Below are 26230 nucleotides of genomic sequence, written 5' to 3'. Positions count from 1 at the left end.
TTTTCTTTTTCCTATAAAGGAGTTACCCATGGCGCAAGAAACCATTTTCAGCAAAATCATCCGCAAGGAGATCCCCGCCGACATCCTTTATCAAGACGATCTGGTGACCGCGTTTCGCGACATCCAGCCCAAGGCCAAGACCCATATCCTGATCATTCCCAACGTGCTCATCCCCACCGTCAACGACGTGGAGCCGGATCACGAGCTGGCGCTGGGCCGGATGTTCACCGTGGCCCGCAAGCTCGCCAGCGACGCGGGCATCGCCGAGGACGGCTACCGCCTCATCATGAACTGCAACCGCCACGGCGGGCAGGAGGTCTATCACATCCACCTGCACCTGGTCGGTGGCGAGCCCCTGGGACCCCTGCTGAGCCTGTGATGCGCCTCGTCCCGTCGACCGGCCTGCTGTTGGCCGGTCTGCTGCTGGGGGGCTGTGCCTCCCAGTGGAAAGACATGTTCGTCTCCTACTCGGATCAGATGGTGCCCCTGCGCAACCAGCTGCTGCTGGGCCATGCCGCCGAGGCCCTGTCCGAGGTGCGCGAATCGACCCCGGGGGACGACACCTTCGTGCTCGACCAGCTGGAGAAGGGGCGCATCGCCTGGCTGGCGGGTCAGGACGGCCCCAGCAAGCAGGCCTTTGCCGCCGCCGACAGCCGGCTTGCGTGGGAAGACAATCAGGCCGAGTACCGCCTGAGCCGGGGACTGGCCCAGGCGGGCAGCCTGCTCACCAACGATCAGACCCTGGCTTACCAGGCGCCCGATTACGAGCGCACCATGCTGCACCACTATCTGGCGCTCAACTACTTGCAGCGCGGGGATGCCGACGGCGCCCTGGTAGAGGTGCGCCGTGCCAACCAGGTGCAGGAGCAGGCCCTTAAACGGCGGGCCGACGAGGTGCGCAAGGCCGCGCAGGAGGGGGCGCAGGAGGACGAAGCCGGGGAGATGCGCCAGCTGATGTCGCGCGGCGCCCCCGAGCTCGATCGCCTGATAGGCCAGGTGAAAAACGGTTTCCAGAACGCCTACACCTTCTATTTCTCCGGCGTGCTCTACGAGGCGGCCGGGGATCTCAACGATGCCTGGGTCGATTACCAGCGCGGCTACCAGATAGCGCCGGACAACCAGAGCCTGCAGGATGCCTTGCTGCGCCTGGCCCGGCTTCGCGGCTCTCCCGAGGAGCTCAAGGAGACCGAGCAACGGATGGGCCGCAAGGCGCCGCCCTTGGCCAAGGATCAGGGCCAGCTGGTGGTGCTGTTTGAAGATGGCCTCATCCCGGCGCGCCGGGAGCTCTTCCTGCCGCTGCCCATCTCCACCTCCAGCGGCGATTTTCGTACCTTTACCGTGGCGGTGCCCTATTACGACAATCGGGCCAGCGACGGCGTCCCGCTTACCCTGTCGGTGGGCAAGGGGGTGGCGCAGACCAGCGAGCTGGTAAGGCTGGAGGCGCTGGCGGCCAAGGATCTGCAGGAGCGGCTGCCCGGCATGCTGGCCCGGCAGGCCCTGCGGCTGGTGGCCAAGGAGCAGGTGCGGCGCACTGCCGCCAAGGAGGGGGGGGATGTGGGCAACATCCTGGTGGGGATCTTCAACACCCTCTCGGAGCGGGCGGATACCCGCAGCTGGCTGACGCTGCCCGCCAAGGCCTCGAGCTGGCAGGGGATGGTCCCGGCCGGGAACGTCACCCTGACCCTGGGGGCGGGCAGCGCCATGCGCACCCTGCCACTCAGCGTCCACGCCGGGCGCACCACCCTGGTGTGGGTACAGCGCCTGGGGAGCGGTCTCACGACCCGGGTGATGCCCCTCTAGGGGGAACCGGATATGGCAACTCAGATGAATGACCGGTCAGGCCGACGGCCACCGGCAAGGAGAACAAGATGAAAGCACAAGGGTTGGCCCTGGGCCTGGTTCTGCTGCTGACGGGCTGTGCCACCAATACTTCCGGCGTGGCGCTCTATGGCGCGGCCGGTGCGGCGGCGGTGGCCGAGCAGCATCAAAACGTCAACGTCACCCTGACCGAACTCAGCCGGCGCCAGCAGAACGGCCTGTTGCAGGTCAACGTGGTGGCGGCCAGCACCCAGCGTGGTGACAACACGCTGCAATATCTCTTCTACTGGTATGACGACGCGGGGCAGGAGGTGGCCAGCGATGGCCGCGGCTGGACCCCCCTCAAGCTGCATGGCTACCAGACCCGCACCCTGTCCGCCCTGGCGCCGAGCCCTGCTGCACGGGGTTACCGGATTTACGTTCGCGAAGTGATGGAGGAATCCTACTGATGAAAATGAATCATGCCCTGCTGATCCTGACCGGCGCCCTGGTGCTGGGCGGCTGCTCCAGCACCACAGTCAGCTATGGCGATCCCACCGAGACCGAGACGGTGACCGTCGATTACGGCTCCTCCGACTTGCAGGCCATCGCCGACAAGATGGCGGATTCCATGCTGGCGTCCCCGGCCACCAGCGAGATCACCGCCGGGGGCCGCCCGGTGATGTTCATGGACTCCATCCGCAACAAGACCTCGGAGCACATCGACACCGAGGCCATCACCGACACTATCCGCACCAAGCTGCTGCGCTCGGGCAAGTTCCGCTTCGTGGACATGAGCAAGGTGGCGGCGGTCAAGCAGCAGCTCGAATACCAGCAGGGCAGCGGCATGGTGGATCCCGCCACCATGGTGCGGCTCGGCAAGCAGACCGGTGCCCGCTACATGGTCTATGGCAACCTCGCCAGCATCGTCAAGGACAACGGCAAGGTGAAGGACGTCTACTACCAGATGACCATGAACCTGATGGATGTGGAGAACGGCGAGCTGCTGTGGGCCGATCAGAAAGAGATCCGCAAACAGGCCAAGAAGTCCACCTTTGGCTGGTGAGGACCCGCGGGGGCAGGGGGATCTGGCGGAGCTGGCGCTCCTCGCCAGCCTGCCGGCGCCCTGGGATCAGGGGCGCCTTGAGCCGCTTGGCCAGGGCCTGACCAACGGCAACTACCGGCTCTGCCTCCCCACTGGCGAGCAGGCCTTCCTGCGCCGCGGTCATCCTGATCCGGTGCGCCTTGGCATCGACCGGGCCACCGAGTGGCAGCTCTACCAGGGGGCGGTGGGGCAGGGGCTGGCGTTGCCCTGTCATCACGGCGATCCCGCCACCGGCCTGATGCTGCTGGCGTGGTGCGACGAACCCAACTGGGCCGAGCAGGCGCCGCCTCTCGCCGTGCAGCCCCGCCTGATGGCGGATGTGCTGGTGCGGCTGCACCGCCTGCCGGTGCCGACCGTGGTGATGGCGGTGCGGGCCCACAGCGGCGGGTATCGGCAGCGTCTGGCCCATATCCCTCCCTGGCTGCCCGCCCTGGAGCGGGCCCTGCTCGCGAGCCGGGAGCCGGACGACTGCTGGCTCCCTTGCCATCACGATCTCAATCCGGCTAACTTGTTGGGGTCGCGGCCCTGGGTCATCGACTGGGAGTACGGCGCCGCCGGCCATCCGGGGTTCGAGGCCGCCAGCATTCAGCGCACCCACGGCTGGAGCGAAGAGCAGCGGTGCCAGTTGGAGAGCTGCTATCTTGAAGCCATGGACGGGGCAGCGACGGGGCTGGGGCCCCGGGGATTCCAGGCCGATGCCTTCCTGCCCTGGGTCGATTACATCGGCCTGCTGTGGGCGCTGCTGATGGCCGAACAGCAACCCGGGCCCGAGTATCAGGCCCTGATCGACATCAACCGCCAGCGCCTGGAGTGATGCCCGGCAACGGCCCGCGCGACGCGTATATTCAATGAATGGGAGGCATGCATGGTGACCACATTCTCATGGCGTCAACCGCGTAGCTGGAGCCTGCTGCTGCTCTGCCTGCTGCTGACGGGTTGCGCCACCCGGGTGATCTACTACTGGCTCGACTCGGCCATCGTCTGGCAACTGGACGACTACTTCTCCCTGGACCGCAGCCAGAAGAAGCTGCTGGACCAGGAGGTGAAGGGGCTGATGGCCTGGCACCGGCAGCATGAGCTGCCCATCTATGCCCGGGATCTCGACGCCCTGGCCAAGGCGGTGGCCAGCCCCATGAGCCCGGCCCAGGTGACCCTGCATCTGGACAGAACCCAGGCGAGCCTGACCCGTACCCTGGAGAACGCCATTCCCCGCACGGTGCGCCTCGCCAAGACCCTGACCGACGAGCAGGTGGCTCGCTTCATGGCCGATCGGGTGAAGCGCCAGCAGGAGCGCCAGCACGATTTTGCCACCCAGTCGAAGGCCGAGATGATTAAGGGCTTTCGGGAGAAGATGAACGAGCGCCTGGTGTTCTGGATTGGCAAGGTGAAACCGGCCCAGGAGCCTCTCATCACGCAGTGGGCCGAGTGGCAATACGAGATGATGGCCCCCTGGCTCGACTTTCAGGAGGCCTGGACCAAGGAGCTGGATCGGCTGATGAAACAGCGCCAGAGTCCGGATTTCGGCCAGGAGCTGACCCGCTTGCTCCAGCAGGGGGACGGCCTGATGGATGGCCGCTTCACCGGCTACACGGACCAGTCCCGCCAGCGCACCATCCAGTGGCTGAGCGATCTCAGCCACTCCATGGATCTCTCCCAGCGGGCCCACCTCTACACCCTGCTCAAGGACTATGCCGAGGACTTCGAGGCCATGACCCGCAGCCGCTGAGGACGCGGTGAGACAACACAAGGGCGGCGGGCCCCGGGCCTGCCGCCCTTGTTCTTGTGGGGCAGGCTGTGGTAGCTTGCCCTTTCTATTGTGTGGGAATTAACTTTTGAACCTGACCGACAACGTGAAACTGGCGGCGATGACCCTGCTCATCACCCTCGCATTGTTGTTCTCTACCCTCTCGGTGGAGGGGGTCAAGGTACCCGCGTTCCAGCCCTCGGCCCAGCAGGCCCACTCGCTGGCGGAGGGGGCGGCGCCTGCCGACGCAAGCCCGGCGGCCCACGGCGTCAGCGGCAGTGACGATGGCATCGTCAAGTTCGTCGGCTCCCACCAGAATCACCTGCTGCGCCTCGAGCACTCCCTGAGCCGCGATCATCAGCCCGGCAGCGTGGTCTACGAGCTGGTGATGAGCTGGTCCCAGCAGGCGATCCTGCTGCTGCTGTGCGGCCTGCTGTTCTATGCCGCCCTCTTCTACCCGGGGACGAGCTTTCGCGATCACTTCGCCGGCATTCACAGGCGCCGCCTGCAGCGCCGGCATCTGCAGTACCGCTTCGCCCAGAGCTTCCTCGCCTGATCCCGATGGGGTCAGCTTGCCACCTGTTGCCTCATCTTCTCTCTGTTGCTGTTCACTTTTAGTGAACGGCTAGGCTGTCTTGTTTCATTTTTTTGCACGGTGCGACCCCGGTGTCGCCCCTTGCCATCGCCTGACAGAGGCCGATTTCATGAGAAAAAAGAGTCATACCGTGTTGAACCGCATGAGCCTGTGGCAGTACGCCCTGTTGCTGCTGATGCTGGTCACGTTCGCGTTCTATTCCCTGCCCACCTTCTTCGGTGAGCAGCCCTCCCTCGGTCTGCACGGCCAGTCGCGCCTGAGCGACGCGCAGCGCACCCTGCTGGCCGAGAACCACATCGACCCCCTCAAGCAGATCGCCCAGGGTGGCCGGATGGCGCTGGTGTTCGCCAGCCAGGGGGAGCAGCAACTGGCCAAGCAGTTGCTGGAGCAGCAGGGGCTGGACAGCGCCGCCCTGACCCTGGAGTTCTACTCCAACGCCCCGGCCTGGATCAGCCGGCTCGGCGCCGACCCCATCAAGCTCGGGCTGGACCTGCGCGGTGGCTCCCAGCTGCTGATCGGGGTGGACGTGGATTTCGTCATCGACAACCAGACCAAGAACCTGGTGGATACCCTGCGCACCCATTTTCGCGAGGCCAACCTGCGCGGTGCCAGCGTGATGCGCACCGCCCAGGGGAGCGTGGCCGTCACCCTGCCCGACGTGGCGGGGCAGGAGGCCTGGCTCTCCATCATCAAGGAGAGTGCCGGTACCCGCCAGGATCAGTGGACACTGAGCCGTTCCGGCAACGCACTGACCCTGGTGCTGAGCGACGCCGAGCGTACCCTGCTGGTGAACAACGCCGTGACCCAGAACCTGTCGATCCTGAAAAAGCGGATCAACGAGCTCGGCATCGTCGAGGCCTCGGTGGTACGTCAGGGGCAGGACGGCATCCGCATCGAGCTGCCGGGGGTGCACAACCCCAAGCAGGCGAAAGAGGTGATCGGCGCCACCGCGTCCCTGGCCTTCTATGAAGCCAAGGCCGACAGCCGCTTCTTCATGGCGGATCGCAGCGGCCAGGCGGTGGGGCTGGCCCGCCAGCCGGTGCTGAGCGGCGAGCACATCGTCGATGCCCGCGCCAACATGGGGGAGATGGGGCAGCCCCAGGTCAACATCGTGCTCGACACCCTGGGGGGGAGCAAGATGAACCAGTTCAGCCGCCAGCACGTGGGCAAGCCCATGGCCACCGTCTTCACCGAGTACAAGACCAACGCCGAAGGCAAGCTGCGCGCCCGAAGCGAGGTGATCAACGTCGCCACCATCCAGACCGCCCTTGGCAACCAGTTCCGCATCACCGGGATTGGCAGCCTGCCGGAGGCTCAGGAGCTTGCTATGCTGCTGCGGGCCGGGGCCCTCACCGCGCCGCTGAAGATCCTGGAAGAGCGCAGCATAGGCCCGACCCTAGGTCTGCAGAACATCGAGGCGGGCTTCACCGCCCTGGCGTTCGGCATGGCGGGCATGATGCTGTTCATGATGGCCTGGTATCGCAAGTTCGGCTGGGTCGCCATCACGGCGCTGGTCGCCAACCTGCTGATGCAGGTGGGCATGCTGGCAGTATTGCCGGGGGCCGTGCTGACCCTGCCGGGGATCGCCGGTCTGGTGCTCACCGTCGGCATGGCGGTGGATACCCATGTGCTGATTTTTGAGCGGATCAAGGACCGGCTGCGGGAAGGGGGGTCGTTGGCCAACGCCATCGACTTTGGTTATCGCTCGGCGTTTCGCACCATCTTCGATGCCAACATCACCACCCTCATCTGCGCCGTGGTGCTCTATGCCATCGGTTCCGGGCCGCTGCAGGGCTTCTCCATCACCCTGATCCTGGGGCTCATCTCCAGCATGGTGACCGGCATCTGGGGCACCCGCGCCATCATCAACCCCCTGTGGGGCAACAGCCGCGCCAAGCTGCTGAGGGTATGACCATGAACCGACTTCATCACCATGACGCCGCGCCCGTGAGCCTGTATGGCCTGCACACCGACCGCTTCCTGCCGGGAAGCCTGTACCACCTGACGTCGAGGGAAGAACAATGCTGAGAATGATCCTGGCCATGGGGCTGACCCGCTGGCGCTATATCGGGCTGTGGGCCTCCGTGCTGCTGACCCTGGCCTGCGTGGCCGTCCTTGCGACAAAAGGGCTCGCCCTCGGGCTCGATTTCACCGGCGGGATCCTGCTGGAGTTTCGCATCCAGACCCTGAAGGAGGCCCATGAGCTCAACGCCCTGCTGACGGCGCCCCTGGCGGGGGTGGTGGAGCTGCACGGCGCCGGTGTGCCCGGCGAGTGGCTCATCAAGCTGCCCCCCCACGCGCTGCCCTGGGCGGCGGAGGATCTGGCGACCATGCTGGGGCAGCAACTCGCCCTGCCGGTGGAGCTCTTGCGCACCACCATCGTCGGGCCCCAGGTGGGCGCGGAGCTGTTCCAGCAGGGGATGCTGGCGGTGCTGGTGGCCTCGCTCGCCATCTCCGCCTACCTGGCGGTGCGCTTCGAGTGGCGCCAGGCCATCGGCATCCTGGTGTCGGTACTGCACGACGGTCTGGTGGCCATCGGGCTGCTCGCGCTCTTTGACATCGAGTTCGACCTCAACGTCATCGCGGGCCTGATGGCGGTGATAGGCTACTCCCTCAACGACAGCATCGTCATTTCGGACCGGTTGCGGGACTTGCTGGGGTCGCGTACCCGTATGGGGATCCACGAGTGCTCGGACGTGGCCATCAAGGCCACCTTCAGCCGCACCATGATCACCTCGGGCACCACCCTCTTCACCGTGGGGGCCCTGCTCCTGTTCGGCGGCGACGCCCTCTACGGCTTCTCCTTCACCCTGTTCGCGGGCATCCTGGTGGGGACGCTCTCCTCCATCACGGTGGCCTCCACCGTGCAGGAGCTGCTGGGGCTCTCCCCCCAGGCCTACCAGAAAAAAGAGGAGGAGCTGGCCGAGGCGGCGTGACCGGCGAGCGCCCCGTCACGGGGCACATGGGCGGCCAGTGCGGCCGCCCCGGGCAAAAAAGGAAGGCGAATGCCTTCCTTTTTCCATTCTGCCAGAGGGGGGCGGCGGTCCCGAAGGCCGGGTTGGGGCGGCGGGTGTGACGCGGCCGAGCAGAAGTTGAAAAGTGTAATGAAATGCATGTTTTAGGCGCTATTTTCGGGGCCCGCATCGGCTACACTGGCAGGGAGTCTATGGATGGAGTAAGCACTCATGAATATCGCTCGTCGGCTTCAACTCATTGCCCTGCTGGTCATGCTGGCCCTGGGGTGTCTCAGCTGGTTCAGTATCAGCAGACTCTCCTCCGCCAATGCGGATCTCAGCTATGTAACAGACAACACAGTCCCCAGCATTTCCACGATCAAGGAGATACAAACAGACTTCTACGCCCTGCACTCATTGATCCAGGCGCACGTGCTCAACACCGACGACGGCAAGATGAGTCAGATAGAGCAGAGCATTGCATCCCTTCACACCAAGATGGACGCCCTGCTGAGTCAGTATGAAAGCGGGATGATCTCCAATGAGGAGGACAGGCAGCTCGTCGCCGATGATCGGCGCTTGGTTGCCCAGTACGGCAAGGCCTCTGAAGACGTCCTGCGCCTGTCCCGCGAGAACAAGAATGTGGAGGCCAGAGAGGCGATCGACAAGGAGCTTGCCCCCTTGTTTGAGCAGCTTTCCCAGGCCATCGACAAGCACGTCCACTTCAACATCCAGCAAGGTGACGCCGTCAAGCTGCGAGGCGAGCAGAATGCCGATAGCAGCATGCAGGCCCTGTTGTTCATCTCGGTGGGCGCGGGTGCCCTCACGCTGGTGCTCTTTCTCTGGCTGTTCAGGCAGGTCGCCAATCCCCTCCGTCTGGCCATGGCGACCCTGTCCGAGATCCAGCGCGACCTGAACTTCACCCTGCGGGCCAATGTGAGCCAGCAGGACGAGATCGGCCAGACGCTGACGGCGGTCAACCGCCTGCTGGACACCTTGCAGCAGACCTTCACCGAGTTCTCGGTGGGCAGCCTGCAGATCAAGAGCACGGCAGAGTCCCTCTCCCAGGCGGCCCAGCACATGGCGGAGTCGGCGAGTCAGGCCAATGACGCCACCAGCCTTATCGCCGCCGGGGTGGAGGAGATGAGCGTGAGCATCACGGACATCTCCCAGCGCACCCAGGAGACCAGCCGCATCACCAATGAATCCGGCAAGCTCGCCAGTGACGGCGGGGCCACCATAGAGCGCACTGTGCTCGCCATCAACGACATCGCCGACGCCATTCGTCAGGCCTCCCGCGATGTGACGGCGCTGGGGGAGGGGATCTCCCGCATCGGTGGGGTGGTGAACGTCATCAACGATGTGGCGGGGCAGACCAACCTGCTGGCGCTCAACGCCGCCATCGAGGCGGCGCGGGCCGGTGAGCAGGGACGCGGCTTTGCGGTGGTCGCCGACGAGGTGCGCAAGCTGGCGGAGCGGACGGCCCAGTCGACCCAGGAGATCTCAAGGACGGTGGAGGCTATCCAGCAAGGGTCCGAGGCCACGGTGGCCAGAATGGTCCTGGTGGAGGAGAAGGTGGCGCAAGGGGTGGCCATGGCGACGGAAAGCGGGGCCATCATCACCCAGATCCGCCAGGCCTCCCATCGCGTCATGGATCAGGTCGGCGAGATCACCCTGGCCATCCGCGAGCAGACCTCGGCGGCGGAATCCATCGCCCTCCAGGTCGAGCAGATAGCCCAGGTGGTGCAGCAGACCAGCAGCACGGCGGAGGAGACTTCCGCCGCCGCAGAGGAGCTGAACGTGACCACGGAGAATATCCACCAGCAGATCTCCCGCTATCGCATCCAGTGATGCGCGGATCGGTTGTTCTCTCCCCGCCATGCCCATGGCGGGGATTTTTTTATGTCAGAACCCCGAACCGGGCTGTTGCAGGAAGGCGGCCTCTTCCTCCGTGCTCGCCCTGCCCAGGATGGCGTTGCGGTGGGGGAAGCGGCCAAAGCGCTCGACGATCACCTGGTGGCGCCGAGCAAAGTCGGCAAAGCCTTCGAAGGTGGCCCGGGCCGGGCCTGTGGCCTGCTCGTCGGCCAGGGCCTCGAACAGGGCGACGCTTCTGGCCTGCTGCTCTCTGGACTCCGCGTGCTCGAGGGGCAGATAGAAGAAGACCCGGGCCAGCGGCGAGAGCCCCTTGTCGACCCCGAGGGTGAGCCCCTTGAGGCACAGCGCCCTGGCCTTGTCGTCCTGGGCGAAGGCGGCGGGGGTGTGGCGGTGAAGGTTTCGCGGCAGCTGGTCCAGCAGCAGGATGAGGGCCAGGCGCCCTGCGGGATCGCCCTCCCAATGGGCGAGCTCGCCCGCTGCGGCACGGGCCGCCAGTTCGCCGAAGCGTGAGGCCAGCAGGGCATCGGTCTCGCTGCTCTTGCCCCACCAGAGGGGGGCCTGGCGGGCGGCACGGGGAGCGTCGTCTGCGTCATCGCCAAACCAGAAATCGAGCAGAGGTTGCCAGGGTTGCATGGGAACTCCTTGGGCCGGTGGCCGTGAAGTGAAAACGGAGCAGGGGATCTGCCATGGGGGGCTGCCGCCGTGGCGGCTTCCCGTTACACTGTGCCATCTTTTGCCCCAAAGGGTGATCCCCGGATGGGCCCGTGATCCCCTGACCCCCTCATCACCCTGACCGGGGCAGCCCGGATGTGTCCCACTCAATAGAAGGAATGCCAGATATGGCCGGAGCCAGTTTGTTGACCCTGCTCGATGATATTGCCAGCGTGCTCGATGATGTCGCCCTGATGACCAAGGTGGCGGCGAAGAAGACGGCCGGGGTGCTGGGGGACGATCTCGCCCTCAATGCAGAACAGGTCTCCGGGGTGCGGGCCGAGCGTGAGCTGCCGGTGGTGTGGGCGGTGGCCAAGGGATCGTTTCGCAACAAGCTCATTCTGGTGCCTGCCGCCATCGCCATCAGTGCTCTTATCCCCTGGCTCATCACCCCGCTCCTGATGCTGGGGGGGGCCTACCTCTGTTTCGAGGGGGCGGAGAAGCTGGTCCACAAGTTCCTGCCCCACGAGGAGGAGGCGCATCAGGCGGCGCCGGTGCCCGAGGATCTGGCGGCCTATGAGCGCCAGAAGGTGAAGGGGGCCATTCGCACCGATTTCATCCTCTCGGCGGAGATCATCGTCATCGCCCTCGGTACCGTGCAGGGGTCGAGCCTGGGCCTGCAGATCGCCGTGGTAGCGGGCATCGCCCTGCTGATGACCGTCGGGGTCTATGGCCTGGTGGGGCTCATCGTCAAGCTCGACGACATCGGTCTGCACCTGCTGCAAAAGCCCGATGGCGGCGCCGTGCGCCGGGCGGTGGGGCAGGGGCTGCTGGTGACGGCGCCCCGTCTGATGCACCTGCTTGCCCTGGTGGGCACCATCGCCATGTTCATGGTCGGCGGCGGCATTCTGGTCCATGGCTGGCCCTTCCTCCATCACCTCATCGAAGGGACTGCGGGTACGGTGGCCGCCCTGCCCGGGGTCGGCGGGGTACTGGCCGTGGTGACGCCCACCCTGCTGAGCGCCCTGGCCGGCGTGGTGGCGGGGCTGGTGCTGGTGGTGGCCATGACCCTGGTGAGCAAGCTTCAGCCCGCCAAATAGGTCGCTTGTCGGGGGAGGGCCGACAGGGGCCGTCGCACTCGGGGGCGCTCTTCTGCTGGTTGCCTCGAATGGGGGCTAGGCAAGTGCCTGGCCCCCTTCGTACTATCCGGTTTCACCCGCCCGCAGAGGCGGGGTGACCCGATATGGACGCAAACAGACAAGGACAACCATGAAACCACCCGTTTGGCGAGATGATCACATCTATGCCGCCCCCGACGATCCTGCCATCGAGGCCGCCTTCCAGGAGGCTGCCCGCGCCCTTACCCGGCTTGACGCCCTCCTGGCGGACCTGCCGGATCCCGCCCATCCCGTTGCGGATGCCAATGCCCTGCGCCACCTGCTGCGGGCCATCCGCCGCGAGGCCAACGGGGTGAAGACCCTGGCCTGGAACAGCCAGGTCTATGGTTACAACCGGCTGAGCCAGAACGGGCGCGACGAGGAGGCCCGGGTACTGCTCTCCCGGGGCCAGCAGCTGGAGGCGACCCTGGACCAGCGCAGCAAGCCGGTGGACCTGTTCTGGGTTCGCGCCCCCGAGTCACTGGTGCGCACCCTGCTGCAAGATCCCGAACTCTTCGAGCTGGCCTACCACATCCATCACGACAGAGCGCTGCAGGATCAGTGGCTTTCGCTCGAGAGCGAGCAGCTCATCGAGGGGTTGGCGGTGGACGGCCTGCAGGGGTGGGGGGATCTCTACGACAACCTGGTGGGGCGGCTGCTGCCGGTGGTGGAGGGGGTGCCCATGGGGCTTGCCCAGGCGGACAACCTGCTCGCCCACCCGGACAGGGCACGGCGCGCCAGTGCCTGGCACGCCATCCAGGGCGCCTGGGAGGCGGAGCAGGAGACGGTGGCCGCCATTCTCAACGCCATCAACGGCTGGCGCAACGAGCTCGGCCGCCAGCGTGGCAAGGGGCGCAGGCTGGATGCCCTCGAGGTTACCTGCCATCAGGAGCACATCACGGGCGCGACCCTGGAGACCCTGATGGCGGCGGCCGGGGAGCACAGGGAGCTCGGGCGCCGCGCCTTGCGGGCCATGGCCTGTGCCCAGCAGATCACCGACTTCGCCCCCTGGGATCTCTTTGCTCCGGCGCCTCAGGCCGTACACGGCAAGTTCGGCTTCGAGCAGGCGCTGAATCTGGTGATGGAGGCCTTTGCCGCCTTCGACCCCGAGATGGGGGCGTTTGTCCGCATGATGGCCGACAAGGGGTGGATCGATGCGGCCCCGAGCGAGCACAGGCGAAGCGGCGCCTATTGCACCGAGTATGCCGATCCGCCCGAGCCAAGGGTCTTCCTCACCTTCGAGGGGACCATGGACAACGTCATCACCCTGGCCCATGAGCTCGGCCACGCCTGGCACAGCTGGTTGCTGCGGGATCTTCCCTTCGAGCAGCGGGGCTACCCCAAGACGCTGGCGGAGACCGCCTCCCTCTTTGCCGAGATCCTGGTGCGCGATGCCCTGCTGGCCGCCACCGACAAGGTGGAGCAGCGCCGGGCCATCGCCTGGCTGGACGGGGAGCGGGCCGCGAGCCTGCTGCTCGACATCCCCGCCCGCTTTGCCTTCGAGCGCGCCCTGGTGACGGCGCGGGAGGCGGGTTACGTGGGGGCGAGCCAGATGCGGGAGATGATGAAATCGGCGCAGCAGCAGTGCTATGGTGACGCCCTCAGCCAGTATGACGAGCTGTTCTGGGCCAGCAAGGGCCACTTCTCCATCGCCGAGTCCGGGTTCTACAACTACCCCTATCTGTTTGGCTATCTCTTCAGCCTGGGGCTCTATGCCCAGCATGCGCGGGCCGGGGGCGAGTTTGTGCCCGCCTATCGCGCCCTGCTGCGAGATACCGGCCGCATGAGCGCCGAGGCGCTGGTGGAGAAGCACCTGGGGGTCGACATCCGCGAACCCGGGTTCTGGCAGGAGAGCCTGCGCTATGTGGAAGAGGCGGTGGTGCGCCTCGAGCGGCTGGTGTGATGCCTGCCCGCGAAGGTGGTGGCTCTGGCCACCTGGATTTCACGACGGGCGATGCCCGTCCCTGACGATGAGCGTTCGATGCAACAACGAGTCTATCCACAGCAGTGGCAAAATGATCACATCTACCCCTCCCTCGACAGCTGTGTCCTCGAGGCGGACATGAGTCTGGCCCGCGCCAGCCTGGCCGAGCTGAGCGGTTTTATCGAGGGACTGGCCCAGGTTCCTCGCACCCCAGGCACCTTGCAGGACTTCCTCAGGGAGGTACGCCTGCGGGCCCGGCGCATTCGCGACATCGGCTGGAACATCGCCGTGCTGGCAGCCTGCAAGGGGAGCCAGGACGCCCGGGATCCCCTCGCCAAGCAGGTTGCCTCCCGGGCCCGTGCCCTCAATGCGGATCTGTTCAAGACGCTTGCCCCCATCGAAGATCTGATGCTGGGGCTGCCTGCGCCCGAGTTTGAACAGCTGATGGCCGACCCCCTGCTCGGGGAGGAGGAGTACCGGCTGCGCCACGAGCGTCGCCTGCAGGATCAGCGGCTGCCGGTGGAGGCGGAGCAGCTGGTCATCGGCCTTGGCACCGACGGCCTGCACGCCTGGGGCAACCTCTACAACGATCTGGTGGGCAAGATAAGGCTGGTGATCGCGGGTCGCGAGATGGGGCTGGCAGAGGCGAGCAACCTGCTCTCCAGCCCGGATCGGGCCCTGCGCAAAGAGGCCTTCGATGCCATCAGCGCTGGCTGGGAAGGGGAGCAGGAGACGGTGGCGGCCATCCTCAACGCCCTCAACGGCTGGCGCCTGGAGCTCTCGCGCCAGCGCGGCAAACACCGGCGCCTCGATGCCCTGGACGTTTCCTGCCACCAGAGCCACATCGAGCGGGCGACCCTGGATACCCTGATGGCGGAGACCTGGCAGGCCCGTCATCTGGGCCAGCGGGCCCTGGGGCTGATGGCCGGTCACCTCGGCCTCGAGGTGCTGGGGCCGGAGGATCTCTTTGCGCCGCCCCCTGCCGCCAGCCGCCGGGAGATCCCCTTCGAGGAGGCGGTCGACATCATCGTCCAGGCCTTCGCGCGCTTTGACCCCGAGATGGGGGACTTTGCCCGCATGATGGCCGAGCGCGGCTGGATTGATGCCGCCCCCACCCCCAACCGGCGCACCGGGGCCTATTGCACCAAGTTTGCCGAGCCGGTGGAGCCGCGGGTCTTCATCACCTATGCGGGCACCATGGACAACGTCATCACGCTGGCCCACGAGCTCGGTCACGCCTGGCACAACTGGCTCATCCGCGACTTGCCCATGAGCCAGCGCAGCTACCCCATGACGCTCGCGGAGACCGCCTCCATCTTCGCCGAGACCCTGGTGCGCAGCGCCCTCTACGAGCAGGCCCGAAGCGCCGAGGAGCGTCTGGCCATCGCCTGGGCGGATGCCGACGGCGCCGCCACCTTCCTGGTCAACATCCCGGCCCGCTTCGACTTCGAGCGGGCCCTGGTGGCCGAGCGCGAGCAGGGCTATGTGTCGTCGGCCCGGCTCAAGGGGCTCACCGACGAGGCCTGGGGGCGCTGGTACGAGCAGAGCCTTGACCGCTATCACCCCTTGTTCTGGGCCGCCAAGGCGCACTTCTCCATCGCGGGCTTCGGTTTTTACAACTACCCCTACCTCTTTGGCTATCTGTTCAGCCTCGGGGTCTATCAGCAGCTGATGAGCCGCCAGGCCGCAGGGGAGGAGGGGGTGGCGAAGGCCTACCGCGCTCTGCTGCGAGACACAGGTCGCATGAGCGCCGAAGAACTGGTCGAACGGCATTTGGGGCAGGACATTCGAAAACCCGCCTTCTGGCAGGGGAGCCTGGCCCTGGTGGAAGCGGCGGTGGCGCGCTTCGCCCAGTGCGGCAGTTAACCTCGCCAGACCCGGTTTGCGCCATGTCCCGCCGGGGCATGGCGCTGCCACAGCGGCCCCGGCGCGCGGTTCGGTGGCCCGAAGGGGCGTGATCCAAAGCAAGAAAGTGGGATGTTTTGGTGGCGCAAGGCCCTGTCGCTGGGGTAGTTTCGATAGAACCGACACAGTTTTTGAGGTCTTGTCCATGATCATCTATCTGCATGGCTTTGATGCCACCAGCCCCGGCAATCATGAAAAAGTGCTGCAGTTGCAGTTTATCGATGATGATGTGCGTTTCGTGCACTACAGCACGGTTCACCCTCGCCACGACATGAGCCATCTGCTCAAGGAAGTGAAGAAGCAGCTCGACATGAGCACCGATCCCAAACCTCTCATCTGCGGCGTGGGCCTGGGTGGCTACTGGAGCGAGCGGATCGGGTTTCTGTGCGGCATCAAGCAGGTGGTCTTCAACCCCAATCTGCACCCGGAAGAGAACATGCAGGGCAAGATCGACCGGCCGGAGGAGTACGAGGACATCGGCACCAAGTGTGTAACCGAATTTCGTAATAAAAATTCAGGAAACTGCCTGTGCATCCTTTCCGTTCAGGATGAAATCCGCGATAATCGGGACACTGAACGTGAATTGAAGAACTATTACGACATCGTATGGGATGAGCGCGAGACCCATAAGTTCAAGAACATCTCGCACCATCTGCAACGGATGAAGGCCTTCAAAGAAGCCTGAGCCATCACGTCAACCGATTTCGTTTTAGGGAGCCAATGGCTCCCTTTCGTTTTGAGGAACCAAGGAAAATCATCATGATGAATATTGTCGTTGTAGGCGGTGGCGCCGGTGGTCTCGAGCTTGCGACCAGCCTGGGCCGCAAGCTGGGCAAGAAGAACAAGGCCAGGATCACCCTGGTGGATCGCAATCGCACCCACCTGTGGAAACCCCTGCTGCACGAAGTGGCCACCGGCTCCATGGATGCGGGCATCGACGCCCTGAGCTACCAGTCCCACGCCAAGAACCACGGCTTCGAATTCCAGCTCGGCAGCCTGACCGACATCAAGCGCGACGAGAAACGCATCGTGCTGGCGCCGATCCACGACGAGAGCGGCGCCCTGGTGGTCAACGAGCGGGAAGTGGCTTACGACATCCTGGTGATGGCCATCGGCTCCGTCTCCAACGACTTCAACACCAAGGGCATCAAGGATCACTGCATCTTCCTGGACAGCCCCTCCCAGGCGCACCGCTTCTACAACAGCATGATGAACCGCTTCCTGCAGTTCGCCACCGAATACCAGCCCGGTGACAAGGTGAAGATCGCCATCGTTGGCGGCGGCGCCACCGGCGTCGAACTCTCTGCCGAGCTCTACAACGCGGTGGAACAGCTCTACGCCTACGGCTTCAAGAACCTCACCACCGACAGCCTCAAGGTGACCCTGGTGGAAGCGGGCCCCCGTATCCTGCCGGCCCTGCCGGAGCGCATCAGCGGCTCCGCCCATCAGGAGCTGGTGAAACTGGGCGTGGACGTGCGTACCGCCACCATGATCACCGAGGCGACCAGCGATGGTCTGCACACCAAGGATGGGGAGCTGATTGAAGCAGACCTCATGGTGTGGGCCGCGGGCATCAAGGCGCCGGACTTCATGAAGGAGATCGCGGGCCTGGAAACCAACCGCATCAACCAGCTGGTGGTCCACGAGACCCTGCAGACCACCCGGGACGAGAACATCTTCGTCATCGGCGACTGCGCCGCCTGCCCGCAGCCGGACGGCAAGTTCGTGCCGCCCCGCGCCCAGTCCGCCCACCAGATGGCGACCCAGGCGTTCAAGAACATCCTGGCCAAGATGAACGGCGGCGAGATGAAGCCCTACCGCTATCACGATCACGGCTCCCTGGTCTCCTTGAGCCGCTTCTCCACCGTGGGCAGCCTGATGGGTAACCTGATGCGCGGCTCCATGATGGTAGAAGGCTACATCGCGCGCATCGTCTACATCTCCCTCTACCGGATGCACCAGGTCGCCCTGCACGGCTACATCAAGACCGGCCTCATCATGCTGGTGGGCCGCATCAACCGGGTGCTGCGCCCGAGCATGAAGCTGCACTGAGTGCATGGCGGCTGCCGCTGCGAACATCAAAAAGGAGAGGCTTGCCTCTCCTTTTTTTATGGCCGACGCAGGGCGACGCAAGAAACGTCTGCCGTAGTTGAGGGCGAAGAAGTAGAGGGCCGGAGTGGGGTAGCGGCCCGAGAGATCCCGCTCATCGACGCTGGCGCTCTCCATGTGGATGTACTCAAACCCGGCTCCCAGGGTCTCCTGAGGGGTGAGCGCATAGGTGACACCGGTGCCGAGCCGCAACGCGCTGCCGCTTGGCGCCGTGAGGGAGGTGTGATCTTGATCCCGGTAGGCACTGGTGTCGTACGCTACGCCGCCATTGAGGGTCCATTGGGGCGTCAGCGCGTGCTGGAGCCCGAGCGCCAGGTGGTAACTGTCCTGATAGAGCCCCTTCTGCGGGGCGGTGCGGTCAAAGATGGTGACTTCGTTGTCGTTGTAGCGGCTCCAGTCCTGCCAGCCCAGATTGCCCATGATGGCCCAGTCGTGGGCCAGAGTATGAAAGGCGCTCACCATCAGCTGCTGGGGGCTGTTGACCATGCCGGACAGGGGCAGGGTGGCGCTGATGCCGGGCAGGTTGGGGCGCGAGAAGGTGATGGTGCGGTCGATGGCGAAGTGGTAGGCCACCTCGCTGGCATAGCCGAGCCCGAATCGGGTCTCTGGATTGTGCTCATAGAGGAGCCCCAGCTTGGCATTGAGGGCCCAGTCTCCGTCGTCCTGCTTCTGCTCCCCGCCACTGCCCTCCCGGGTGAGGGAGAACAGGCCGTAGTTGATGCCGATCCCGGCCCCGAGTGACCAGTGCTCGTCGAGGCGATAGGCGATGGATGGTTGCAGGGTGAGGCCGATCAGGGTGGCCTTCTTGATGAGCTGCTTGCCAGCCCAGTCGCCAAAATCGAGCCCCAGCCCGAAGTTGCCATAGAGCGCCAGGCCCGCCGACCAGCGATCATCGAGCTGCTGGCTGTAGTAGGCGGAGGCCGCGGGGAACCAGCCGACGACGGTATCGACATCCCCCTTCGCGGGATCGTCCAGATCGTAGGGCAGGTCCCCGTAGAGCAGTTGCCCGCCGAGGGTGAGGTGGCGCCCCCCCAGCCGGGTCAGGCCGGCGGGGTTCACCAGTTGCACGGTGGCATCCTGGGCCCTGGCGGCCATGCCGGCGGCGGCCAGGCCGAGATCATTGGTGCCGGTTTCGTACAGGTAGAGACCGGCCCCCTCGGCGGGGGCGTTCAACATGGTGGTCAGGGGCAACAGCAGCAGTGTCCGTTTCATCAAGGTCCCTCTTTCATCGTGGCTGAGAAGCCCTCTCCCCAGCGTCGGTGCCCATCCTTGCATTCCCGGGGAAAGTGGCACGACACAGGCAGTATAGATGGCACCTTGATGAGCGTGGCGGGCACGATGCTCGGGGCGCCCCGCCACGCCGGGCTTATGCTTTGGCCAGCGCCTTGCTACCATGACGGCAACGGTGCTTCGCGCACCCAGCCCAACTCACAGGAGACCTCATGATCCTCTCAACCACCCCCACCCTGGAAGGCAAGACCATTCGCGAGTACCGTGGCATCGTCGTGGGCGAAGCCATCCTCGGCGCCAACATTTTCAAGGATCTGTTCGCCGGCATCCGCGACATCATCGGCGGTCGCTCCGGCGCCTACGAAAAAGAGCTGGCCCGGGCCCGGGAGATCGCCTTCGAGGAGCTCAAGGAGCGTGCCCAGGCGCTGGGGGCCAACGCCGTGGTGGGCATCGACATCGACTACGAGGTGGTGGGCCAGAACGGCAGCATGCTGATGGTCAGCATCAGCGGCACCGCCGTGGTGGTGTGAGCCTGCGCTCACGCCGTTAGAAGCCAATGCCAAGCCGATCGCGAGATCGGCTTTTTTATTGGGGAACGGCGGCGGGATGTCGTCGGGAGAGGTGGGGACTGACCTCGCGGCCATGTATCAGCGCGTGATAGGCACCTTAAAGCCGGGAAAAGGGCGCGATCTGTGCTGTTGTTGTTCATCTTTTGTGTGCATGTAGCGAAAGTCATTTAATTTTTCTAAACAAAAACGAGCACTGTGAGTGCGATTTTTCGCCCTTGCCGGGCGTTCAAAGGCCGCAGTAGGATGCAGTCTGGCGCCGGGCTCGCATTTCCCGGCGGCGTTCATCTCATATGGCAGGGCTGCATCCATGACCTTACTCAAACCGCCGGGGCTCAATCCCGGCGACACCATAGGTTTCTTCTCTCCCTCCAGCGCAGCCACCGCCTGGGCGCCGAACCGCTTTGCTCGCGCCAAGGCTTATCTGGCGGCGCAGGGCTTCGAACTCAAGGCGGGCAGCCTGACCGGCGAACAGGATCACTGGCGCTCCGGCTCCATCGCGGCGCGGGCTGACGAGCTCAATGCCCTCATTCGCGATCCGCAAGTGCGAGCAATCATGTCGGTGATTGGCGGCAGCAACTCCAACTCCCTGCTGCCCTACCTCGATTTTGATGCGTTGAAGCGGGATCCCAAGATAGTCATCGGCTACTCCGATGTAACGGCCCTGCTGCTCGGCATTCATGCCCAGACCGGCCTCGTCACCTTCTATGGCCCGGCGCTGGTGGCTTCCTTTGGCGAGCTCTCGCCGCTGGTGGACGAGACCCTGGCCGGCTTCCTGTCCGTTTGCATGGCCGGTGGTGCCAGCCTACCCCATCGGTTGCCGACTCCGACGCAATGGACCGAGGAGCGGCTCGACTGGGAGCATCAGACCCGGGCCAAGCAGTGCTGGCCAAACCGGCTGATCTCGGTGGGCACTGGCCGGGTGCGGGGTCGGCTCATTGGCGGCAACCTCAATACCCTGGCGGGGATCTGGGGTTCCCCCTTTATGCCGTCCATCGAGCGGGGCGACATTCTGCTGCTGGAAGACAGCCTCAAAACCGCCGAGACGGTGGAGCGCGCCTTCACCCACCTCAAGCTGTGCGGGATGTTTGATCGCATCGGTGCCCTGGTGCTCGGCAAGCACGAGCTGTTCAATGCTCAGGGCAGCGGCAAGCGGCCCCTCGACATCCTGCTGGAGGTCGTGGGGGAGCCGACCTTCCCCATTCTGGCGGAGTATGACTGTGCCCACACCCACCCCATGCTGACCCTGCCCCTTGGCATCAAGGCCGAACTGGATCTCGATGCCCAGAGCCTCACCCTGTGCGAGTCCTGGCTTGGGGAGTGAGTCACTGCACTGCCTGCCATAGTTGCATCGGCACAGAGACAAAGAGGTCGCCCGGGCGACCTCTTTGTCGTCTGCTAGTTCGCTGCGGATCAGGGCAGGGCATCGGGCCGGAAGGTGTTGCAAGGATCTGTGTCCCTCGTGTCTCAATCGATCAGGGCAATGCATCGGGCCGGAAGCTGGCGCGGATCTGCGGCACCAGGGGAGAGGGGTCGAAGCCTTTCTCCTCCCCGAGCACCGGGTGGAGCAGGGGTTGGTCACGGATGGGGGTGAGGTCCCCCGCCAGCAGCTGCCTTGTGGCCTGGCCCATCTGGTAGAGCTGGCGCACCGGGTCGAACTGGCGGGCGAGATCCAGCCCGTCCCCGGCCCGGGTGAAGGCCATCATGGGGATCTGGTAGCTGGCATCCCGTGGCGGTTTGGCGCCGTGGATACCCTTGCCCGCCGACATCAAGAAGGGCTGGTGGTCCCCGAAGGCCACCACCAGGTAGCGCTTGCCGGAGTTGTCCAGGGTCTTGAGCAGCCGCTCCAGGGAGGCCATGGCATCTACCACCCCGGTGTAGTAGGTGTTGAGCAACTGGGTATCCGCCGGGCTCTGATCCGGGCAGGCGCCGCTGCGCTGCTGGGCCCGGTAGCGATCCCCGTCGAAGGGGCCGTGCCCCTGCATGGTGACCGCGTAGGCGAACAGGGGCTGATCGTCCTGGTTGCTGCGTTTGAGCAGGTGATCGATGAGGGCATCGTCGGAGATGTAGAGCCCCTTGTGTTCGAGGGCGGTGAAGCGGGTATCGAACCAGCGCTCCTGGTAGCCGAGGGCCGGGATCGCCTTGGCGCGGCCCCAGAACTTCTCCACATAGGGGTGGGCGAACAGGGTCTGGTAGCCGCTTTGGGCTGCGCTGCGCGCAAGGCCGGGCACCTTGTCCGAGAGGTAGTAGTAGGGCACCACCCCCTGTTTGAGCAGGCCCACCGGCAGGCCGGTGTTCATCTCGAACTCCGCCAGCACCGTCATGCCCCCCGTGGTGGGGGAGTGGATGGTCTTGCGCCATTGGGCCACGCTGGCGGGCAGGCTCAAGGTGGGGGCGGGGGCGCAGAGACGGCCCTGCCAGTCAAGCCAGAGTGACTCGTATTGCAGCACGATCACCAGATCGAAGCGGGGAGCTCTGGGCAGGGCGGGCAGGCTCAGCTCCGGGGTGCGCTCGTTGATCTGCAAGGGGTAGCGAAACACGTTGCCGCTTTGCAGCATCTCGTCCACCAGGTTGAACAGGTAGAGGCCGGGGCCGGCGCGGATGATGTCCCTGTGGTAGTTCACCGCCCTGTCCACGTAGCGGATGTTGGCCCCGAGCAGCTTGTTGCCGGTCTGGGTGGCGAACACGCAGAGGGCGAAGAAGGCGGCGGTGGCGGCAGCGGTGCGCAGCAAGCCCCGCAGGATCCAGCGGGAGAGGGCGAAGCGCCACACCAGAAAGAGGAGCCCCAGCACGACGAGCACCGGCACCACAGGGTGCTGATCGAGCAGGATGTGCAGCAGGGCCAGCAGGTTGCCCAGATCGTCCCCCCCAAGCGGCACCCCGTAGATGGCGATCTTCATGAAGTTGGCGAGCAGCCCGATGCCTGAGAGGGCGGTGAAGAGCAGCCCCATATAGAGACTGAAGCCCGCGAGGGCGCAGAGGCTCCAGCCCAGCACCATGCTGCCCCAGGCGAGGTAGTAGTGCTCGGGCCGAAAGCCCGACCAGAACAGGAATTCCCCCAACTTGAACACCACGAAGCCGTGCAGCAGCACGAAGGTGAGGTTGCCGAGCAGCAGGCTGCCTGCCACCCGGGCGCGGTAGCTTCGGCGCAGCCGCGGCAGCAGGGCCTTGAGCACGGCGGCGCTCACCAGCAGCACCAGCAGCAGGCTGGTCATCAGGTAGAGGAGGTTGAAACCGCGCTCCGGCAGGGTCTGGAGGATCTGGCTGTATTCAGCGCTCTCCGGCCTGTCTGCCAGCAGCAGCCCGATGCGCAGCTGGTAGCGGCTGTCCAGGGCGTCGTCGGGGGCGCGCAGGGCGCTGTTGAGGCTCAGGGTGCAGCGCTCCTTGCGGCACTTCTGGCGCTTGTCCACCGCCTGGCTCAGCTGATCGATGCGCACCCCTTTGTCGTTGAGCAGCTCCACCCGCACCTTGTCCCCCTCCTGCAGGGGTTTGAGCAGTTGCCACTGGCTGCGCACCACCAGATAGAAGCCCCGGTTGTCACTTTTGTAGAGCAGGCTGTAGCGATTGAGGGTCGCGATGGGCTGATCCGCCGGGCCCAGAATGAGGGGGGCGGCACGCCCGAGCCAGCTGACGGGGTTGAGCAGCGGCAGGGCGAGGGTCAGCAGCAGCAGGGCGGTCAGCAGACCCAGCAACAGCCCGGCCAGGGGCTGGGAGGCGGGGCGGTGGCCGGTGACGGGGGCATTCATAAGGGCTCATCCTTGGAGCGGTCATGGCAGCGACGACTGCCTCTATTTTGACCCGATGGTGCGTGGCTTGTTCCTTGATGTCAATTTAATGACAACAAGATGAATATTCCGTGATGAGCACTGTGAAGCAATTTGTGATCCCGATCCGCCAGGGGCACTCATTCTGTGATGAAAGCGTCATCATGAGCCTTTGCCGCTGGTCTGGGAGGGGGGCGCTGTTTAGTCTCTCAGTAACGGTTGGAGGTACATGTATGAATCCCAAAGTTGCGGCGCGTCAGGCCAGATTGCTCCAGATGCTGGAGAGCAAAGAAGAGATCCGGATCGGGCGGGAGCGGGACTGCCCCCTGCCGCTGCCCCAGCTCGTCCGGCTGACCGAGGATCACCCGGACGTCGTCAAGGTCTACGGTCACGGGCTCACCGCCGAGGTGTTCCATCTCAAGGTGGAGGGGCACCACTGGTGCCTGAAACGCTGCCGCCAGGACTCTCTGGTGGCCAATGTGGACGGCAAGACCGCCTTTCTCACCGAGCTGGAGCGGCGTCGGGAGATAGAGAGCCTGCGGGAGCTGCACCCCACCATCCTCTCCAACGTGGTCTGCACCAGTTTCGGCTCCGCCCGGGCCGGGGTGCTGGTCTCCCCCTGGCTGCGGGGGGAGCCGGTGCGCACGCTCTGCGAGCGCAACCTGGCGCAGATGCTGGCGGTGGAGGCGGAGCTGGCCCGCTGGGGCTGGTTTGACTGGGATCCGAGCCCGGGCAACCTGCTGGATGACGGCCAGCATATCTCGGTGTTCGATTTTGGCTACATGTGGCCCTTCGATCCCCTGCACGAGTTCAACTCCAACGGCCTCACCGATCCCGACTTCCATGTGCCTGAGCGGCTGGAAACCCGCACCCTCTCCGGGCTCTGGCTGGACGAGGCAGATCCCTTGCCGCTGTTTCGCCGCTGGCGCGAGCTCTGCCTCGCCTGGGCCAGGGGAGAGCTGCAATACCTGTCGCGGGAGGGGGCGAGCGCCCCCGTGCTGGCGCGGATGCAGGGACTGGTGGGGGAGTGGAGCGCGGCGCTGGCAAGCGACGAGGCGCTGGCGGCCAACTGGTGGCGCGACATGTACCGCAGCCATCGGCTCGACATCCTGGACGACCTCAGCGGCAAGAGCTGCGGCCCGCTCACCCTGCGCCGCCTCGACTGGCTGGAGCAGGCGGTACGGGAGCACTTCCCGGCCCTGGTGGACAATCTGGCTCCTGACGAAGCGGGGCTCGGTCAGGCCGGGTTGCTGCAACGGCTGGGGGGGCTGCGCGAGCAGATCCGGGCCAATCTGCTGCCCACCCGGGCCACCCTGGTCACCAGCTGATGGTGGAAGAAGAGTGACAAGAGGGGCGCCGCGGCGCCCCTCTTTGCTGAGTGGGGAAGGCCGCCCCGGGTGTGATGGGGCGGAGGAGGCTTGTGGTGTGCCAGAGCCGGGGCGACTCAGTCGAGCAGTTCCCGGTGCAGGCAGTTGACGATGTGGCCCGCCTCGTCCTCTTTGACCAGGAAGCAGAGGTTGTGGGCGCTGGCGCCGTAGCAGATCATCCGGATGTTGTGCTCGCGGATGGCGTCGAACACCTGGCTGCCCACCCCGGCCGCCTCGCTCATGCGGTTGCCGATGAGGGCCACCAGGGCGAAACCGGTCTCCACTTCCACCTTGCACAGCTGGCCGAGCTCCGCCAGCACCTTGTCGTTCAGGATGGGTTCGCCGTTGCTCTGGCTGCCGGTGTGATCCAGGGTCAGGGAGACGCTCACCTCGGAGGTGGTGATGAGATCCACCGAGATGCGGTGACGGGCCAGGATGCCGAACACCTCGGCCAGGAAGCCGTAGGCGTGGAACATGTTGAGGCTGTGCAGGGTCACCAGCACCTGTTGGCGGCGCAGGGCCACGGCCCGGAACAGCGGGTTGCTGCGGGTGGTGGCGCGGATCCAGGTGCCACCGGCGGCGGGATCCTTGGCGGAGCCCACGAACACCGGGATATCCTGGCGCAGCGCGGGTTGCAGGGTGGCCGGGTGCAGCACCTTGGCGCCGAAGGTGGCCATCTCCGCCGCCTCCACGAAGCTGATTTCGGGGATGGGGCGGGCGCGGGTGACCAGGCGGGGATCCGTGGTGTAGATGCCGGGCACGTCGGTCCAGATCTCGATGCTGCCTGCGTCCAGTGCCTCGGCCAGGAGGGCCGCGCTGTAGTCGGAGCCGCCACGGCCGAGGGTGGTGGTGCGGCCATCGCCGTCGGCACCGATGAAGCCCTGGGTGATGACCAGGCTGTCACCCAGCAACGGGCCCACCGCCTGCTGGCAGAAGGCGCGGGTTGCCGCGAGATCCACGGTGGCCTTGCCAAAGCGGCTGTCGGTGCGCAGCAGTTGGCGCGCATCCTGCCACTGGGCCTTGACCCCGCGCTGGTGCAGGAGTTCGGTAAAGAGACGGGTGGACATCAGCTCGCCGCAGGCGATGAGGCGATCGGCGAGTTCGGCGTCGGTGTGCTGACTGGCCTGACGGGCCATGGTGCGAATGTCGCCGAGCTGGGCATGGATGAGGGCGCTCACGTCGCTCGGGTTGCCAAGGGCGGCCAGAATGGCCAGCTGGATGTCGGCAAGCCTGGCAAGCTGGGCATCCTGTCCGGCTTCGTCCAGTTCACCCTGAGCCAGGCTCACCAGCAGGTTGGTGACGCCGGCGCTGGCGCTCAGCACCACCACCCGGGTCGCCGGATTGGCCAGCACCACGTCGGCGCAGTGGTTCATGGCCGCGGCATTGGCGACGCTGGTTCCGCCAAACTTGGCGACATTGATCGGGTTCATTGCATACTCCTGTCTCAAGGTGAAAATCCGGTTTCATCGGGCAAATAGAGAGGAGGA

Annotated in this window: 22 protein-coding genes and 1 pseudogene; 18 read left to right on the top strand and 5 right to left on the bottom strand. The window is 65.3% G+C overall.

The genetic code is table 11. From position 1 onward, the window contains the following. The first annotated feature begins 28 nt into the window (after positions 1-28). The 10 genes from hinT (at position 29) to OKC41_RS12370 (ending at position 10046) form a co-directional block, all read left to right on the top strand. Positions 29-379: a purine nucleoside phosphoramidase gene (hinT, locus tag OKC41_RS12415; RefSeq protein ID WP_010674343.1), complete on the top strand. Its 351-nt coding sequence runs from the start codon at positions 29-31 to the stop codon at positions 377-379. Then, positions 379-1800: a COG3014 family protein gene (locus tag OKC41_RS12410; protein WP_201894745.1), complete on the top strand. Its 1422-nt coding sequence runs from the start codon at positions 379-381 to the stop codon at positions 1798-1800. The genes hinT and OKC41_RS12410 overlap by 1 nt, the downstream gene beginning before the upstream one ends. Positions 1801-1868: 68 nt before the next feature. Continuing rightward, on the top strand, positions 1869-2267 hold the full coding sequence (locus tag OKC41_RS12405) for a YcfL family protein (RefSeq protein WP_201894744.1): 399 nt from the start codon (positions 1869-1871) through the stop codon (positions 2265-2267). Beyond that, positions 2267-2863, top strand: coding sequence for a penicillin-binding protein activator LpoB (lpoB, locus tag OKC41_RS12400; RefSeq protein WP_201894743.1), 597 nt, complete (start codon positions 2267-2269; stop codon positions 2861-2863). The genes OKC41_RS12405 and lpoB overlap by 1 nt, the downstream gene beginning before the upstream one ends. After that, positions 2853-3716 carry a phosphotransferase gene (locus tag OKC41_RS12395; RefSeq protein WP_201894742.1) on the top strand — a complete coding sequence of 288 codons (864 nt, stop codon included), beginning with the start codon at positions 2853-2855 and terminating at the stop codon, positions 3714-3716. Before lpoB ends, OKC41_RS12395 begins: the two co-directional genes overlap by 11 nt. 51 nt (positions 3717-3767) lie before the next feature. Continuing rightward, the gene (locus OKC41_RS12390) at positions 3768-4628 is read left to right on the top strand and encodes a DUF6279 family lipoprotein (RefSeq protein WP_201894741.1); all 861 of its coding nucleotides are present in this window, start codon (positions 3768-3770) and stop codon (positions 4626-4628) included. Between the two features lie 106 nt (positions 4629-4734). Further along, entirely contained in the window at positions 4735-5202 is a 468-nt protein-coding gene (locus OKC41_RS12385; protein WP_041212852.1) for a hypothetical protein, read from the top strand. 148 nt (positions 5203-5350) lie between these two features. Next, positions 5351-7153, top strand: coding sequence for a protein translocase subunit SecD (gene secD, locus OKC41_RS12380; RefSeq protein WP_201894740.1), 1803 nt, complete (start codon positions 5351-5353; stop codon positions 7151-7153). Positions 7154-7262: 109 nt separating this feature from the next. Continuing rightward, positions 7263-8177 carry a protein translocase subunit SecF gene (gene secF, locus OKC41_RS12375; protein ID WP_029314368.1) on the top strand — a complete coding sequence of 305 codons (915 nt, stop codon included), beginning with the start codon at positions 7263-7265 and terminating at the stop codon, positions 8175-8177. Between the two features lie 249 nt (positions 8178-8426). Next, positions 8427-10046: a methyl-accepting chemotaxis protein gene (locus OKC41_RS12370; protein ID WP_103858521.1), complete on the top strand. Its 1620-nt coding sequence runs from the start codon at positions 8427-8429 to the stop codon at positions 10044-10046. Between the two features lie 54 nt (positions 10047-10100). Here the strand turns inward: OKC41_RS12370 and OKC41_RS12365 are convergent, their stop codons facing one another. Further along, on the bottom strand, positions 10101-10703 hold the full coding sequence (locus tag OKC41_RS12365; protein WP_041215410.1) for a DUF924 family protein: 603 nt from the start codon (positions 10701-10703) through the stop codon (positions 10101-10103). A 206-nt stretch (positions 10704-10909) separates the two neighbouring features. Between OKC41_RS12365 and OKC41_RS12360 the strand changes: the two genes are divergently transcribed. From OKC41_RS12360 to OKC41_RS12340, 5 genes are all read left to right on the top strand, one after another. Beyond that, positions 10910-11821 carry a DUF808 domain-containing protein gene (locus tag OKC41_RS12360; protein ID WP_039038966.1) on the top strand — a complete coding sequence of 304 codons (912 nt, stop codon included), beginning with the start codon at positions 10910-10912 and terminating at the stop codon, positions 11819-11821. A gap of 169 nt (positions 11822-11990) precedes the next feature. Further along, positions 11991-13781: a M3 family oligoendopeptidase gene (locus tag OKC41_RS12355; protein WP_201894739.1), complete on the top strand. Its 1791-nt coding sequence runs from the start codon at positions 11991-11993 to the stop codon at positions 13779-13781. 78 nt (positions 13782-13859) lie between these two features. Further along, positions 13860-15668: a M3 family oligoendopeptidase gene (locus OKC41_RS12350; RefSeq protein WP_201894738.1), complete on the top strand. Its 1809-nt coding sequence runs from the start codon at positions 13860-13862 to the stop codon at positions 15666-15668. Positions 15669-15852: 184 nt separating this feature from the next. Next, positions 15853-16392, top strand: a complete 540-nt coding sequence (ycfP, locus tag OKC41_RS12345; protein ID WP_005331594.1) for an alpha/beta hydrolase YcfP — start codon at positions 15853-15855, stop codon at positions 16390-16392. A 74-nt stretch (positions 16393-16466) separates the two neighbouring features. After that, a complete protein-coding gene (locus OKC41_RS12340) occupies positions 16467-17759 on the top strand; it encodes an NAD(P)/FAD-dependent oxidoreductase (protein ID WP_039038963.1) in 1293 nt (430 codons plus the stop codon). A 150-nt stretch (positions 17760-17909) separates the two neighbouring features. On the opposite strand, the pseudogene OKC41_RS21105 reads toward OKC41_RS12340, so the two are convergent. Beyond that, positions 17910-18992 (bottom strand): annotated as a pseudogene (locus tag OKC41_RS21105) (OmpP1/FadL family transporter); the annotation flags it as partial. A 266-nt stretch (positions 18993-19258) separates the two neighbouring features. Here OKC41_RS21105 and OKC41_RS12335 point away from each other — a divergent pair. Next, entirely contained in the window at positions 19259-19576 is a 318-nt protein-coding gene (locus OKC41_RS12335; protein ID WP_124244354.1) for a heavy metal-binding domain-containing protein, read from the top strand. Positions 19577-19693: 117 nt separating this feature from the next. Here OKC41_RS12335 and OKC41_RS12330 read toward each other — a convergent pair whose 3' ends face one another. After that, positions 19694-19924 (bottom strand): hypothetical protein, encoded by a 231-nt coding sequence (locus OKC41_RS12330; RefSeq protein WP_201894737.1) that lies wholly within the window; start codon positions 19922-19924, stop codon positions 19694-19696. Here OKC41_RS12330 and OKC41_RS12325 point away from each other — a divergent pair. Next, positions 19923-20936, top strand: coding sequence for a S66 peptidase family protein (locus tag OKC41_RS12325; RefSeq protein ID WP_201894736.1), 1014 nt, complete (start codon positions 19923-19925; stop codon positions 20934-20936). The two genes, OKC41_RS12330 and OKC41_RS12325, sit on opposite strands and share 2 nt — an antisense overlap. A gap of 151 nt (positions 20937-21087) precedes the next feature. On the opposite strand, the gene OKC41_RS12320 is transcribed toward OKC41_RS12325, so the two are convergent. Then, on the bottom strand, positions 21088-23358 hold the full coding sequence (locus OKC41_RS12320; RefSeq protein WP_201894735.1) for an LTA synthase family protein: 2271 nt from the start codon (positions 23356-23358) through the stop codon (positions 21088-21090). Positions 23359-23609: 251 nt separating this feature from the next. Between OKC41_RS12320 and OKC41_RS12315 the strand changes: the two genes are divergently transcribed. Further along, a complete protein-coding gene (locus OKC41_RS12315; protein WP_010674362.1) occupies positions 23610-24704 on the top strand; it encodes a hypothetical protein in 1095 nt (364 codons plus the stop codon). A 116-nt stretch (positions 24705-24820) separates the two neighbouring features. On the opposite strand, the gene lysC is transcribed toward OKC41_RS12315, so the two are convergent. Then, positions 24821-26173: a lysine-sensitive aspartokinase 3 gene (lysC, locus tag OKC41_RS12310; protein WP_201894734.1), complete on the bottom strand. Its 1353-nt coding sequence runs from the start codon at positions 26171-26173 to the stop codon at positions 24821-24823. Positions 26174-26230 lie beyond the last annotated feature (57 nt).

Origin of the sequence: Aeromonas sp. QDB17 (assembly GCF_027705305.1) — a bacterium.
Taxonomy (GTDB): domain Bacteria; phylum Pseudomonadota; class Gammaproteobacteria; order Enterobacterales; family Aeromonadaceae; genus Aeromonas; species Aeromonas caviae.
This window is presented reverse-complemented; position numbering and strand designations above follow the sequence as displayed.